Source organism: Kitasatospora fiedleri, from assembly GCF_948472415.1.
In the GTDB taxonomy this organism is placed as follows: Bacteria; Actinomycetota; Actinomycetes; order Streptomycetales; family Streptomycetaceae; genus Kitasatospora; species Kitasatospora fiedleri.
In genome coordinates this window covers 3,105,884-3,119,804 of the sequence record NZ_OX419519.1, presented here as the reverse complement: position 1 = coordinate 3,119,804, position 13,921 = coordinate 3,105,884, and the positions used below count along the sequence as shown (strand labels likewise).

Below are 13,921 nucleotides of genomic sequence, written 5' to 3'. Positions count from 1 at the left end.
CGGCCCCGCCGGGCCGCTACCCTCCCCTCAGAATCTGTTAGAAGTGGTTAACACCGAGCCCGCGACCAGGCCGGCCGGGTGGTGGACAACGTGGTCCAGGAGGCAGTCATGGTGGTGTCGGGGCCGATCCGAGTCGTGGTGGCCAAGCCCGGGCTCGACGGGCACGACCGGGGAGCCAAGGTCATCGCGCGGGCCCTGCGCGACGCCGGCATGGAGGTCATCTACACCGGCCTCCACCAGACCCCCGAGCAGATCGTCGACACGGCGATCCAGGAGGACGCGGACGGCATCGGCCTGTCCATCCTCTCCGGCGCGCACATGACCCTCTGCGCCAAGGTGATCGCCCTGCTCAAGGAGCGCGACGCCGCCGACATCAAGGTCTTCTGCGGCGGGATCATCCCCGACGCGGACATCACCGAGCTCAAGGCGCTCGGCGTCGCCGACATCTTCACCCCGGGCACCCCCACCCAGGACGTGGTCAGCTGGGTGGAGTCCAACCTGCGCTCCGCGTAGCCGGAGCGGGCACACCGGGGGCCGGGAGCGGTACGCGCTCCCGGCCCCCGGTGCGTCGCTCCCGGGCCTACTCCAGCTCGGCCAGCATGGCCTGGCGGAAGCGCAGGGTGCCGGCGAGCCGGGTGAAGGTGTCGGCCCAGGCGGTGTCGGGGGAGGTGTCGGCGACCAGCGCCTCGACGGCGGGGGCGGTCTCGGGGGCGAGGGCGCGCTCGGTCATGCCCAGGACGCCGCTGTGGCTCCACGGGTAGGAGCCGAGTTCGGCGGCCCGCTTGAGCGCGGCGACGACGGCGGTGGAGAGCGGGGGCGTCCACGGGGTGGCGCAGGCGCCGAGGAGCTGGAAGGCGTCGCCGAGCCCGTGGGTCTGGACGAACGCGGCCGTCCAGGCGGCGCGTTCGGCGGGCGGGAGGACGGCCAGCAGCTTGGCGGGGGCGCCCGGCGCGCGGGTGTCGCGGCCGGGGCGGGGCGGGGCGCCGAGCAGGGCGCGGGCCCAGGCGGCGTCCTGCTGGCGGACGGCGGCCCGGGCCCACGCCTCGCGCAGGTCCTCGGCCCACTCGGCGCCGCCGCCGTCGGGGGAGTCGACGGTGGGCAGGGCGAGCAGCTGCTCGGGGGAGCGGCCGGTCCCGTCCGTCCACAGGGCCAGCGGCGCCCCCGCGACGACCTCGCCGAACCACCAGGCGCGCTCGCCGCGCCCGGTCGGGGACTTCACGGGTATGCCGTCGCGCTGCATGGCGGCGTCGCAGGCGGCGGGCGGGGTGACGTGCAGCCGGTCGCCGTCGTCGCGGACCGCGGCCCGGGCCCGGGCGGCCATCCGGGCGGCCAGCGCGGAGCCGGGGAGGGTGGAGAGCAACTCCGCGGCGGTGGCCCGGACGTTCTTGGAGCGGTCGGAGAGCGCGGCCTCCAGGAACTCCTCGTCGGCGGCGGACAGGCCGTCCTGGAGGGCGTCCAGGAAGAGCACCCGGTCCTCGGCGCGCTCGGTGCCCCAGGTGGAGGCGAGCAGGGCGAGCCCGGCGGCCGGGTCGGTGCGGCGCAGCCGGGTGAGGTGGGCGACGCGCTCCGCGAACAGCCCTTCCTGCCAGAGGAGTTCGCCGGGCTGGTCGAGGGCGTCCTGGTCGCCGGCGGTGCGGGTGACGTACTTCCAGTCGGGGTTGTGCGGGGCGAGCCAGCGGCCGAGCGGGCCGGCCAGCGTGACGGCGTCGGAGCGGAGTTCGGAGCGGGCCCGGGCGGTGTCCAGCAGGGCCGGGACGAGGGCGGGCGGCAGCCGGTGGCCGCGGGCGCGGGCGGCGGCCAGCCACTGCGGGAGGAGTTCGGCGAGGTTGGCGGTGGTGCCGTGGCCGCTGCGGGTGCCGAGCAGGACGGCCAGCCGGCGGGCGGCGGCCTCGGGCAGCGCGGGCCGGGGGTCGGCCGGGGCGGGCGCGGGGAGGTCGACGGCGGGGGCGGGCAGCGCGCCGGCCCGGCGGCGGACGGCGGCGACGGCGGCCAGGTCGAGCAGCGCGCCCGCCGGGTCGGCGCGGTCCACGGCGGCGGCCAGCGGGGTGCGGGGCTCGGGCAGCGGGCGGCGGTCGGTGCCGAGCAGGGCGGCGCTCTCCAGCTCGGCCCAGTCGTCGGTGGTGGCGGGGGCGGACGCGGTCATGCCCGGTCTCCGTTCGGCCGGCGGGTGGTGGTGCGGTGGCGGCGGCCCCAGCCGCTGGCGAGGGCGGCGCGGCGGGCGGCGTGGTGCAGGGCGATGCGTCGGACGGCGGTGCGCTGCCGGATGCGGGTCATGGTTTCCTCCGGTCGACGGTGCGTCAGGGGGCGCCGGGGAGCGTCCCGTTCCGTCTGGTGGTGCGAGGGGCGGGGCGGCGGTCTGGTGCGGTGCGGTCTGGTGCGAGGGACGGTGCGGTGGCGGGCAGGGGCCGGGTGGTCCGGCGGGCGGCGGGCGGCGGTGTGCGGCCGGGAGCGGGGTGCCGGGCGTCCCGGTCGGCGGTGCCCCGGGGGCGGCCGGTCCGGTGGCGGGTACGGGGCGGTGCGCGGGCGGACCGCGCGCGGGCGGACGGCGGAGCGGGAAACGGCGCGGCGGTGCGCGGGCGGATCGAGGGCGCGGGCGGACCCGGCGGGGGCCGGGCCGCGGCGCAGGCCGGCCGAGCGGCGCCGGTCAGCCGAGCGGGACCGGCCGGTGGTCGGCGTCCCAGGCGGTGACCGGGGCGAAGCCGCGGTGGCCGCACTCGCCGAACAGGGTGACGGGGTGGCCGGCGGAGACCGCGGCCAGCCGCCACAGGGCCGGTTCGGGCAGGGCGCCGCGGCGCACCGGCAGGGTGTGGACGCCGTCGGTGAGCTGCCAGCCGTCCGGGGTGCGGACCGGGACCACGTCGGTCAGGACGGCCGGCCAGCTGTCCAGCCACGGGTCCTCGGCGACGGCCGCGCCGTACTCGGCGAGCGCCCCGGCGAGGGGGAGCCCGGCGGGCGCGGCGGCCGGGGCGGGCTCGGGGCCGCCGTAGCGGGTGCCGAGGACGGCCCGCAGCGGGCGGGCGCCCGGGTGGTAGGCCAGGTCGGCCTCCAGCACCCGGCCGGTGGGCAGCGCCAGGTCGGGGGCCTGGCCGGGGCGGCCGAAGGCGAGCAGCAGGGCGGGCCGGCCGGTCTTCGCGCCGCGCAGCCACACCCGGCGGGTGGTCAGGCGGTCGTCGGCGGTGTCCCGGCTGCCCAGGACGTGCCAGCGGTCCCGGACGGTCGGCCCGGCGAGCAGCTCGGCGGTGTCGGTGGTGAAGCCGACCCGGGCCCGGACGGTCGCCGCGAGCGGCTCCGGCAGGGTGTCGATCCGGCCGTAGGCGCCGGCCAGCAGGTGCAGCATCGCGTACTCCTCCAGCAGTTCGTCCGACGGGGCCTCGGCCAGCGTCCGGACCCTGGACGCCAGTCCGGGCGCCTGGGCGTCGACCATCCGCGCGGCGACCTCCTCCCAGGCGCCGGCCGGCGGCGGGTCGGCCAGGCCGCGGCGGACGCCGTCGGCCAGCCGCAGCCGCAGCTCGCGGGCGCCGCCCGCGACCCGGGCCGACCGCTTCTCGGCCCGGCGGCGGGCGGCCTCCGGGTCCGCTTCGGCGACCTTGGCGGCCTTGGCCTGCTGCTTGGCGGCCCGGTCGGCGGCGGCCTGGCCGCGGCCGTTCAGCCACTCCTCGACCCAGTCCGGCGGGGCGGCCCCGTCGGCGACCGCCTCCGGGCCGGCGGCCCAGAGCAGGAGCAGCCCGAGGGCGTGCTTGCACGGGAACTTCCGGCTCGGGCAACTGCACGTGTACGCGGGCGTCCCGAGCTCCACCGCCGTCCGGTAGGGCGTGCTGCCGCTGCCCTTGCACAGGCCCCACAGCGCGCCCCGCCCGGTGCCGGTGGCCGACCACGGGGCGGGCCCGGAGAGCTTGCCCGCGGCCTTCAGGGAGGCCGGGTCGGGCGCCAGCGAAAGGACGTGTTCGGTGCTCCAGCGTTCCTCCATGCCGATGACGCTAGGAGGCGGCACTGACAGTCGAGGGGCCGTCAGGCCGGGGCCAGCGGGCAGCCGGTGCCGACCCGCTCGGCGAGGTCGGCGCGCAGCGCCGCGAGCTCCGCGGTGCGGGCGTCGATCAGCGCGATCTTCTCCCGGAACAGCTCGGACAGCCGCTCGGCGGCGTCCGGCGCGGCGCTCAACTCGGCGCCGGTGCGGGCGATCTCGGCCAGCGAGAAGCCCAGCGCCTGCGCGGTGCGGACGTAGCGCAGCCAGGGCACCGACTCGGGCGGGAAGTCGCGGTAGCCGTTGGGCAGGCGGCGGGCGACCAGCAGCCCGGTGCGCTCGTAGAAGCGCAGGGCGTCCCGGCTCAGCCCGGACCGTTCGGCGAGTTCCCCGATCCGCATGACCCCGCTCCCGTCGGCGACTTGACCCTGGACAGTACTCCACCGTCCAGCATGGGCCCGTCCCCGTACGGGACGGCACACGAGACGGCACAGGAGCCCGACATGACGCACCGCTACGCCCGCCTGGTCCGCGCCAGCGCCTGGTACGACCTGCTGGTCACCGCCCCGTTCGCCACCCCCTGGACGTACGCCCTCGCGCACCGGGCGCTGTCCGCGGCGGGCGGCGCGCTGGGGCTGGGCCGACTGCCGCCGCCGGAGCCGGTGCAGACGCTGTTCGCCAACCTGATGGGGTCGGTGGTGCTGGTCTGGGCGCTGCTGCGGCTGCTGCGCCCGCGGCCGGAGCACGGGCTGTTCGACGGCGCGGCCCGGGTGCTGTTCGCCTGCTGGCAGGGCTGGGCGCTGGGGCAGGGCGCGACCGGGCTGCTGTGGGGCTTCCTGGTGGTGGAGGCGGCGTTCGGCGCGGCCCAGCTGTGGCCCTGGCGGCGGGCGGCCTACCGGGGCGCGCTGCCGGCCGAGTGAGGGCGGTCCGGTCGGCGGCGGGTCGGTCGAGGGCGGTCCGGTCGAGGGCGGTCCGGTTGTCAGTGGCGGGGGGCAGAGTGGAACTCGCACGGGGCGAACGGGAGTTCTTCCGCCCAGGTCAGCGCCGTGCGGTTGATTCCCCGCGCCCTTCCCGCGCAGTGTCCTGACGTCCCGTGAGATCGGAGCAGTCGATGACCACCGAGACGACCAGCGAGGTCCTGCGGCAGCACGCCGAGGACGCGTTCGCCGAGGAGCTGGCCGCCCTCGCCCGGCACGACGACCGGACCAGGCCGGAGCGCTGGCGGCTCTCGCCGTGGGCGGTCGCCACCTACCTGCTGGGCGGCGAGCTCGCCGACGGCACGGTGATCACGCCGAAGTACATCGGCCCGCGCCGGGTGGTCGAGGTCGCCGTGACGACGCTGGCCACCGACCGGGCGCTGCTGCTGCTCGGCGTGCCCGGCACCGCCAAGACCTGGGTCTCCGAGCACCTCGCCGCCGCGATCTCCGGCGACTCCACGCTGCTCGTCCAGGGCACCGCCGGCACCCCCGAGGAGGCCGTCCGCTACGGCTGGAACTACGCCCAGCTCCTCGCCCACGGCCCGAGCGAGGACGCGCTCGTCCCGTCCCCGCTGATGCGCGCGATGCGCGACGGGCGGATCGCCCGGGTCGAGGAGCTGACCCGCATCCCGGCCGACGTGCAGGACAGCCTGATCACCATCCTGTCCGAGAAGACCCTCCCCGTACCGGAGTTGGGCTCCGAGGTGCAGGCGGTGCGCGGCTTCAACGTGATCGCCACCGCCAACGACCGCGACCGCGGCGTCAACGAGCTGTCCTCCGCGCTGCGCCGCCGCTTCAACACCGTGGTGCTGCCGCTGCCCGCCACCCTGGAGGAGGAGGTGGAGATCGTCACCCGCCGGGTCGGCCAGCTCGGCCGCTCGCTCGACCTGCCCGAACTGCCGGGCGGCGCGGCGGAGATCCGCCGGGTGGTCACCGTCTTCCGCGAGCTGCGCTCCGGCCTGACGGCCGACGGCCGGACGAAGGTGAAGACCCCCAGCGGCACGCTCTCCACCGCCGAGGCGATCTCGGTGGTCACCAACGGCCTCGCGCTGGCCGTCCACTTCGGCGACGGCGTGCTGCGCGCGGGCGACGTCGCGGACGGCATCGTCGGCGCGGTGGTCCGCGACCCGGTCGCCGACCGGCAGGTGTGGCGCGAGTACGTGGAGGGCGTGGTCCGCGACCGCGACGGTTGGAAGGACTTCTACCGGGCCGCCCGGGAGGTCTCGGCGTGAACGCCCAGGTGACGCTGCTCGGGGTGCGCCACCACGGCCCCGGCTCGGCCCGCGCGGTGGCCGCCGCGCTGGCCGCCCTGCGGCCCGACGCGGTGCTGATCGAGGGCCCGCCGGAGGCCGACGAGCTGGTCGCGGCCGCCGCCGAGAAGGAGATGGTGCCGCCGGTCGCGCTGCTCGCCCACGTCGCCGACGACCCGGCGCGGGCCGCGTTCTGGCCGTTCGCCGCGTTCTCGCCCGAGTGGGTGGCGCTGCGGCACGCGCTGGACGCCGGGGTGCCGGTCCGGTTCATCGACCTGCCCGCCGCGCAGAGCCTCGCGCTCGGCCCGCGCGGCGCCGACGGCGAGGCGGCGGGCCCGTTCGGCGACAGCGACGGCGTCAGCGACGGCGACGAAACCGTTACCGGGAACGGCGACACCTCCGGCGGTGACGGCGCGTCAGAGGAGGGGGAGGGGTCGGGAGTGCCGGGGGGCACTTCCCGGCCCGCGCCCGTCGACCCGATCGCCGAACTCGCCGCCGCCGCCGGCCACCCCGACCCGGAGTCCTGGTGGGAGGACGTGGTCGAGCACCGCGCCCCCGACGGCGACCCGCTGGCCCCGTTCGCCGCCCTCGCCGAGGCGATGGCCGCCCTGCGCGAGCACCACCCGGCCGAGCGGCGCGACCTGGTCCGCGAGGCCGCCATGCGCCAGCAGCTCCGGGCCGCCCGCCGGGCCGGGCACCAGCGCATCGCGGTGGTCTGCGGCGCCTGGCACGTCCCCGCGCTCGCCACGCTGCCGACCGTCGCGCACGACCGGGCGCTGCTCGCCGAACTCCCCAAGAAGCTCAGGACCGAACTGACCTGGGTGCCGTGGACGCACCGCCGGCTGTCCCAGCACACCGGCTACGGCGCGGGCATCGACTCGCCCGGCTGGTACCACCACCTGTTCACCGCCCCGAGCAGCCGGTCGCCCGCTGGATGACCAGGGTCGCCGAACTGCTCCGGGCCGAGGACCACCCGGTCTCCTCCGCGCACGTCATCGAGGCGATCCGGCTCGCCGAGACGCTCGCCGCGGTGCGCGGCCGCCCGCTGCCCGGCCTCACCGAGACCCTGGACGCGGTGCGCGCCGTGATGTGCGACGGCTCGGACGTCGCGCTCGCCCTGGTCCGCGAGCGCCTGGTGGTCGGCGACGCGCTCGGCGAGGTCCCCGACGGGGTGCCCGCCGTCCCGCTCCAGCGCGACCTGACCCGTCTCCAGCGCACCCTGCGGCTCAAGCCCGAGGCCGCCGCCCGCGAACTCGTCCTCGACCTGCGCAAGGACCTCGACGTCGAGCGCTCCCGGCTGCTGCACCGGCTGCGGCTGCTCGGCCTGCACTGGGGCCGCCCGTCCCGCGACAGCGTCCACTCGACCGGCACCTTCCGGGAGACCTGGCAGCTGTGCTGGGAGCCCGAGTTCTCGGTCCGCCTGGTCGAGGCCGGCCAGTGGGGCACCACCGTGCGCTCCGCCGCCACCCACCGGGCCGTCGCCGACGCCGCGACGGCCGAGCTCACCGCCCTCACCGCGCTCGCCGAACAGTGCCTGCTGGCCGACCTGCCCGACGCGCTGCCCGAGGTGATGCGGCTGCTCGCCGACCGCGCCGCGCTCGACACCGACGCCGGGCACCTCGCCGCCGCGCTCCCCGCCCTGGTGCGCACCCTGCGCTACGGCGACGTCCGCGCCACCGACACCAGCGCCCTCACCGCCGTCGCCCACGGCCTCGCCGAACGGCTCGGCCTCGCCCTGCCCGCCGCCTGCACCGGCCTCGACGCGGACGGCGCCAACGCCCGCCGCGCCGAACTCGACGCCGTCCACCAGGCGATCTCCCTCCTCGGCGGCGACACCGCCGAGCGCTGGGCCGCCACCCTGGCCGCGCTCGCCGCCCGCGAACCGCACGGCGGCCCCGCCACCGGCGTCCCCGGCCTGCTGCGCGGCCGCGCGGTGCGGCTGCTGCTGGACGACGGCCGGCTCGACGCGGAGGAGGCCGGGCGGCGGCTCGGCCTGGTGCTCTCCACCGCCTCCGACCCGGCCGACGCCGGCGGCTGGGTCGAGGGCTTCGTCTCCGGCGGCGGCGCGCTGCTGCTGCACGACCCGACACTGCTCGGCCTGCTCGACACCTGGCTGTGCGGGGTCTCCCCGGACGCCTTCACCGACCTGCTGCCGGTGCTGCGCCGCACCTTCTCCTCGCTGGAGACGGGCGTCCGCCACACCATCGGCTCCCGGGTCGCGGCCGGCCCGCTCACGGCTCCCGCGGCGGGCTCCGCCCCGGACGCCCCGCTCGACGAGGAGCGCGCCGAGGCGGTCACGGAGGTGCTGGCGCTGCTGCTGGGCGTGCGCGTGCCGCCGCCGCGGATTCCCCGGCAGGTGGACCGCCGCGCGGGGTGAGACGCCCTCCGGGCCGGGGCGGCCCGCAGGACGCGCTGCGGTGCTGCCCCGGCCCCTCCCCCTCCCTCTTCCCCCTTCCCCTTCCCCTTCCCCTTCCGCTTCGCGCAGTTCCCCGCGCCCCTGACGGGGCGCGGGGTTAAGGAGTGAATTCACATGACTGCCCGTCAGGACGACGAGCGGATGCGGCGCTGGCGGCTGGTGCTGGGCGGCGACGCGGACGGCACCGGGGTGCGGCTGACCGGGCGGGACGCGGCGATGGACGGGGCGCTGGGGGCGCTCTACCGGGAGGACGGGAAGCGGTCGGCGGGGCTCGGCGGGTCGGCGCCGAAGGTGGCGCGCTGGCTGGGCGACATCCGGGAGTACTTCCCGACCAGCGTGGTGCGGCTGATGCAGCAGGACGCGATCTCCCGCCTCGGCCTGGACCGGCTGCTGCTGGAGCCGGAGATGCTGGCCGCCGTCGAGCCGGACGTGCACCTGGTGGGGACGCTGCTCTCGCTCAAGCACGCGCTGCCGGAGACCACCCGGGAGACCGCCCGGATGGTGGTCGGCAAGGTGGTCGCCGAGCTGGAGCGCCGGCTCGCCGACAAGACGCGCTCGACGGTCGGCGGCGCGCTGGACCGCAGCGCCCGGGTGAACCGCCCCCGGCACCGGGACATCGACTGGGACCGCACCATCCGGGCGAACCTGTCGAAGTACCTGCCGGAGTACCGCACGATCGTCCCGGAGCGGCTGGTCGGCTACGCGCGGGCGCAGCGGGCGGTGAAGAAGGACGTGATCCTCTGCATCGACCAGTCCGGTTCGATGGCGCCGTCGGTGGTGCACTCGGCGGTGTTCGGCGCGGTGCTGGCGTCGATGCCGAGCCTGGACACCCGGCTGGTGGTGTTCGACACCTCGGTGGTCGACCTGACCGAGCAGCTGAGCGACCCGGTGGACGTGCTGTTCGCGACCCAGCTGGGCGGCGGCACCGACATCAACCGGGCGCTGGCCTACTGCCAGTCGAAGATCAGCCGGCCGTCGGAGACGGTCGTGGTGCTGATCAGCGACCTGTACGAGGGCGGCATCCGGGACGAGATGCTGAAGCGGGTCGCCGCGATGAAGGCGTCGGGGGTGCAGTTCATCGCGCTGCTGGCGCTGTCCGACGAGGGCGCCCCGGCCTACGACCACGCGCACGCGCAGGCGCTGGCCGAGCTGGGCGCCCCGGCGTTCGCCTGCACGCCGGACGCGTTCCCGGACATCATGGCGGCGGCGATCGAGAAGCGTCCGCTGCCGGTGCCCGACCGGGGGTGAGCGGTGCCCCGGCGGGCCGGTCCAGGGGTGCGGCGCCCACCCGTCCGGGTGAAGCGGTGGTGGACCCCGCCATGGCGCGCCCCCGCCGGTGAGCGGCCCGGTCCGGGCCTGTTGTGACGGTTCTCACCAAGGCGGACCCGGCCCCGGGCGAAACAGGCCGGTCGTCCGGGGATAACCTGCCATGCGGACGTGACGCGCGTGTTGATTGACGATGCGCCCGGCAACTGCGTGGGCCGCAAGGCCGTACATCTGCGTACCCGCTCAGTGTCGACGACCCGCAGCGAAGATCCTGCCGTGGCACGCTCGTAGAGACACATTCCGCGACCACGAACAAGGACAAACACGTGGACCTGTTCGAGTACCAGGCGAGGGACCTCTTCGCCAAGCACGGTGTACCCGTGCTTGACGGCGATGTCATCGAGACCGCCGCAGACGCTGCCGCCATCGCGGAGCGCTTCGGCGGCCGAGCCGTCGTCAAGGCTCAGGTGAAGGTGGGCGGCCGAGGCAAGGCCGGTGGCGTGAAGCTCGCGTCCGACCCGCAGGACGCCGTTGCCAAGGCCGAGGCGATCCTCGGCATGGACATCAAGGGCCACACCGTCCACAAGGTGATGCTGGCCCAGACCGCGGACATCAAGGAGGAGTACTACGTCTCCTTCCTGCTCGACCGCACCAACCGCACCTTCCTGGCCATGGCCAGCGTCGAGGGCGGCGTGGAGATCGAGGTCGTCGCCGAGGAGAACCCCGACGCGCTGGCCAAGATCCCGGTCGACGCGAACGAGGGCGTGACCGCGGAGAAGGCCGCCGAGATCGTCGCCGCGGCGAAGTTCCCGGCCGAGATCGCCGACCAGGTCGCCGACGTCCTGCAGAAGCTCTGGGTCGTCTTCATCAAGGAGGACGCCCTCCTGGTCGAGGTCAACCCGCTGATCAAGTCCGGCGAGGGCAAGATCATCGCCCTGGACGGCAAGGTCTCCCTGGACGAGAACGCCGAGTTCCGCCAGCCCGAGCACGAGGCGCTGGAGGACAAGGCCGCCGCCAACCCGCTCGAGGCGGCGGCGAAGGCCAAGGGCCTGAACTACGTCAAGCTCGACGGCCAGGTCGGCATCATCGGCAACGGCGCGGGTCTCGTCATGAGCACCCTGGACGTCGTCGCGTACGCCGGCGAGAACCACGGCGGCGTGAAGCCGGCCAACTTCCTCGACATCGGCGGCGGCGCCTCCGCCGAGGTGATGGCGAACGGCCTGGAGATCATCCTGGGCGACCCCGACGTCAAGTCGGTCTTCGTCAACGTCTTCGGCGGCATCACCGCGTGCGACGCGGTCGCCAACGGCATCGTGCAGGCCCTCGCGCTCCTGGAGAGCAAGGGCGAGGCCGTCACCAAGCCGCTCGTCGTCCGCCTGGACGGCAACAACGCGGAGCTCGGCCGCCAGATCCTGACCGACGCCAACCACCCGCTGGTGCAGCAGGTGGACACCATGGACGGCGCCGCTGACCGCGCCGCCGAGCTGGCCAACAAGTAAGGAAGGGGACTTCACACCATGGCTATCTTCCTTACCAAGGACAGCAAGGTCATCGTCCAGGGTATGACCGGCTCCGAGGGCATGAAGCACACCCGCCGCATGCTCGCCTCCGGCACCCAGATCGTCGGCGGCGTGAACCCGCGCAAGGCCGGCACCACCGTGGACGTGGACGGCACCGAGGTGCCGGTGTTCGGCACCGTGGCCGAGGCGATCGAGAAGACCGGTGCCGACGTCACCGTCATCTTCGTCCCGCCGGCGTTCACCAAGTCCGCCGTGGTCGAGGCGATCGACGCCGAGATCCCGCTCGCCGTGGTCATCACCGAGGGCGTGCCGGTGCACGACACCGCCTCGTTCTGGGCCCACGCCGGCGCCAAGGGCAACAAGACCCGCATCATCGGCCCGAACTGCCCCGGCCTGATCAGCCCCGGACAGTCCAACGCGGGCATCATCCCGGCCGACATCACCGGCCCGGGCAAGATCGGTCTGGTGTCGAAGTCCGGCACCCTGACCTACCAGCTGATGTACGAGCTCCGTGACATCGGCTTCTCCTCCGCGGTGGGCATCGGTGGCGACCCGGTCATCGGCACCACCCACATCGACGCCCTCAAGGCGTTCCAGGAGGACCCGGAGACCGAGCTCATCGTCATGATCGGCGAGATCGGCGGCGACGCCGAGGAGCGGGCCGCGGCCTACATCGCCGAGCACGTCACCAAGCCGGTCGTCGGCTACGTCGCGGGCTTCACCGCGCCCGAGGGCAAGACCATGGGCCACGCCGGCGCCATCGTCTCCGGCTCCTCCGGCACCGCCCAGGCGAAGAAGGAGGCCCTGGAGGCCGCCGGCGTCAAGGTCGGCAAGACGCCGTCCGAGACCGCCCGCCTGGCCCGCGAGCTGATCGCCGCCGCGCAGTAGCAGCAGGCAGCAGGCCGCAGGCCGTACCGCCAGTACGCCGCAGGCGCCGCGCACCGTTCCGACGGTGGGCGGCGCCTGTGGCGTTCACGGGGTGCGCGGCGTTCACGGGGTGCGCGGGGTTCGCGGGGTGGGGCGGCGGATCAGGCCGGGTGCGGGACGCAGTGCCCCGCCGGGCCGCCGCACGCGTTCGCCAGCGGTGGCGGCAGCGGGTGGTGCTCCGGCGCGGGCGGGGCGAACAGCGGGCGCTGGGCCGCGAACGGGCCGGACGGCAGCGCGTCCGGGCCGGCAGGTCCGCGCCGGCCGGGGCCAGCGGCGGCGGCAGCGCACCCGCCGGGCCCACCAGGCGGGCCGGCACTCCCGGCGTCGGCCCGCACCACGGCGTCCGCAGGCCCGGCGCGCGGTCCGGGGCCGCCGGACCGGCGCTGCCCGAACCGGCCGAGGTGCAGGCCGTCTCCCGCGGCGGCTCCGGGCGCGCCAGCTCCGACGGGCCCACCCCCAGCAGGGTCGCCACCATCGTCGCGCCCACCGCGACCGCCAGCGCCGCCGCCGCCCCCGTCACCAGGCCGGTGTGCAGCCGACTGTCCGCCACCAGCAGCGCGGTGGACGGCAGTCGCGGGCCCGGGCAGCCGTGCACCGCCGCCCGGTGCAGCAGCTCGGCCAGCCGCTCCGCGAACTCCGGGTCCTCCGGGTCCGCGCCGACCAGCGCCGGCACCTCCCGGGCCAGCGCGGCCTGCGCCGAACGGACCCGGCCCGCGGCCGCCGCCGTGCTCGACTCCACCTCCACCGCGACCCGCTCCACCGGCAGGCCCAGCGCGTCGTGCAGCACCAGCGCCCGCCGCCGCGGACGCGACAGCCGCAGCAGCGCCTTCACCAGCGCCCGGTCACGGGGGGTCAGCTTCTGCGGCGGCTCGGGCGGCTCCGCCCCGCCGTCCGTCCCGTCGACCGCGATCCGCCGCCGCGGCCACCGCAGCAGGTGCGCCCGCCGCGGGCCGCCCCGGTGCCACGGCGACAGCGCCAGGTCGAACGCCGCCCCGCGCACCCACCCCTCCGGGTCCGGTTCCGCCGCCACCTCCGCCCACCGGCGGGCGGCCGCGCCCAGCGCCAGGTGCGCGCAGTGCACGGCGCGGTGGCGGTGGCCGGTCAGCAGGAAGGTCTGCTGGACCAGCCGGGTGTGGACCAGGGCGGCGAACTCCTCGAAGGAGGCCGGGCGGGCGTCTTCGGCGGCGGCGGCGGGGGCGGGGGCGGGGGCCTCCGGCTGTGGGGGGCCGACGAACTCGGCGGGTACGGGCGCGGGCGCGGGTGCGGGATCGGCCGGGGCCGGAGCCGGGTCCGGTGCTGGTGCCTGCGGTGCCTGCGGGGTCAGGGTGGCGAGCAGGGCGAGGGCCTCCTCGCGGTCGCGGACGCCGAGCTTGCGGATCGCCCGGTTGAGGTGGTGGCGGGCGGTGGCGGGGGCGACGCCCAGGTGCCGGGCCATCGTGCGCAGGTCGTCGCCGGCGGTCAGCCGGGCCAGGGCCTGCGCCTCGCGCGGAGCGAGGCGGCGCAGCAGGAGTTCGACGTCCTCGCGGGCCCGGGGCGAGGTTCCGGTGGTCGGCTCGGGCTCGGCGGTCGAGGGCGAGGTCACCGGTCTCCTCCGTGGCATCCGG

At 76.3% G+C, this 13,921-nt stretch carries 11 protein-coding genes and 1 pseudogene; 7 read left to right on the top strand and 5 right to left on the bottom strand.

The genetic code is table 11. The annotated features are described in order from the left end of the window. The first annotated feature begins 108 nt into the window (after window positions 1-108). Window positions 109-513, top strand: a complete 405-nt coding sequence (locus tag QMQ26_RS14310; RefSeq protein WP_100837881.1) for a cobalamin B12-binding domain-containing protein — start codon at window positions 109-111, stop codon at window positions 511-513. 67 nt (window positions 514-580) lie between these two features. Here QMQ26_RS14310 and QMQ26_RS14305 read toward each other — a convergent pair whose 3' ends face one another. The 4 genes from QMQ26_RS14305 to QMQ26_RS14290 all read right to left on the bottom strand — a co-directional run bounded on the left by QMQ26_RS14305 (window position 581) and on the right by QMQ26_RS14290 (window position 4,362). Beyond that, window positions 581-2,143 carry a DUF5691 domain-containing protein gene (locus tag QMQ26_RS14305; protein ID WP_282205946.1) on the bottom strand — a complete coding sequence of 521 codons (1,563 nt, stop codon included), beginning with the start codon at window positions 2,141-2,143 and terminating at the stop codon, window positions 581-583. Next, entirely contained in the window at window positions 2,140-2,274 is a 135-nt protein-coding gene (locus QMQ26_RS14300) for a hypothetical protein (RefSeq protein ID WP_255410744.1), read from the bottom strand. Before QMQ26_RS14300 ends, QMQ26_RS14305 begins: the two co-directional genes overlap by 4 nt. Window positions 2,275-2,644: 370 nt before the next feature. Further along, window positions 2,645-3,967, bottom strand: coding sequence for an SWIM zinc finger family protein (locus tag QMQ26_RS14295; RefSeq protein ID WP_282205945.1), 1,323 nt, complete (start codon window positions 3,965-3,967; stop codon window positions 2,645-2,647). A gap of 41 nt (window positions 3,968-4,008) precedes the next feature. Continuing rightward, window positions 4,009-4,362 carry a MerR family transcriptional regulator gene (locus QMQ26_RS14290; RefSeq protein WP_100837884.1) on the bottom strand — a complete coding sequence of 118 codons (354 nt, stop codon included), beginning with the start codon at window positions 4,360-4,362 and terminating at the stop codon, window positions 4,009-4,011. A gap of 102 nt (window positions 4,363-4,464) precedes the next feature. Here QMQ26_RS14290 and QMQ26_RS14285 point away from each other — a divergent pair, with 102 nt between their 5' ends. The 6 genes and pseudogenes from QMQ26_RS14285 (at window position 4,465) to sucD (ending at window position 12,278) form a co-directional block, all read left to right on the top strand. Then, window positions 4,465-4,881 carry a hypothetical protein gene (locus tag QMQ26_RS14285; protein ID WP_100837885.1) on the top strand — a complete coding sequence of 139 codons (417 nt, stop codon included), beginning with the start codon at window positions 4,465-4,467 and terminating at the stop codon, window positions 4,879-4,881. 191 nt (window positions 4,882-5,072) lie between these two features. Beyond that, window positions 5,073-6,170 carry an ATP-binding protein gene (locus QMQ26_RS14280; RefSeq protein ID WP_100837886.1) on the top strand — a complete coding sequence of 366 codons (1,098 nt, stop codon included), beginning with the start codon at window positions 5,073-5,075 and terminating at the stop codon, window positions 6,168-6,170. After that, window positions 6,128-8,565: pseudogene (locus QMQ26_RS14275) on the top strand (DUF5682 family protein). The gene QMQ26_RS14280 and the pseudogene QMQ26_RS14275 overlap by 43 nt, the downstream one beginning before the upstream one ends. A gap of 153 nt (window positions 8,566-8,718) precedes the next feature. Beyond that, the gene (locus QMQ26_RS14270) at window positions 8,719-9,852 is read left to right on the top strand and encodes a VWA domain-containing protein (protein WP_282205944.1); all 1,134 of its coding nucleotides are present in this window, start codon (window positions 8,719-8,721) and stop codon (window positions 9,850-9,852) included. A 344-nt stretch (window positions 9,853-10,196) separates the two neighbouring features. Further along, a complete protein-coding gene (sucC, locus tag QMQ26_RS14265) occupies window positions 10,197-11,369 on the top strand; it encodes an ADP-forming succinate--CoA ligase subunit beta (protein WP_100837889.1) in 1,173 nt (390 codons plus the stop codon). A gap of 18 nt (window positions 11,370-11,387) precedes the next feature. After that, window positions 11,388-12,278 (top strand): succinate--CoA ligase subunit alpha, encoded by an 891-nt coding sequence (gene sucD / locus QMQ26_RS14260; protein WP_100837890.1) that lies wholly within the window; start codon window positions 11,388-11,390, stop codon window positions 12,276-12,278. Here sucD and QMQ26_RS14255 read toward each other — a convergent pair. Further along, a complete protein-coding gene (locus tag QMQ26_RS14255) occupies window positions 12,211-13,899 on the bottom strand; it encodes a LuxR C-terminal-related transcriptional regulator (protein ID WP_282205943.1) in 1,689 nt (562 codons plus the stop codon). The two genes, sucD and QMQ26_RS14255, sit on opposite strands and share 68 nt — an antisense overlap. Window positions 13,900-13,921: the final 22 nt, after the last annotated feature.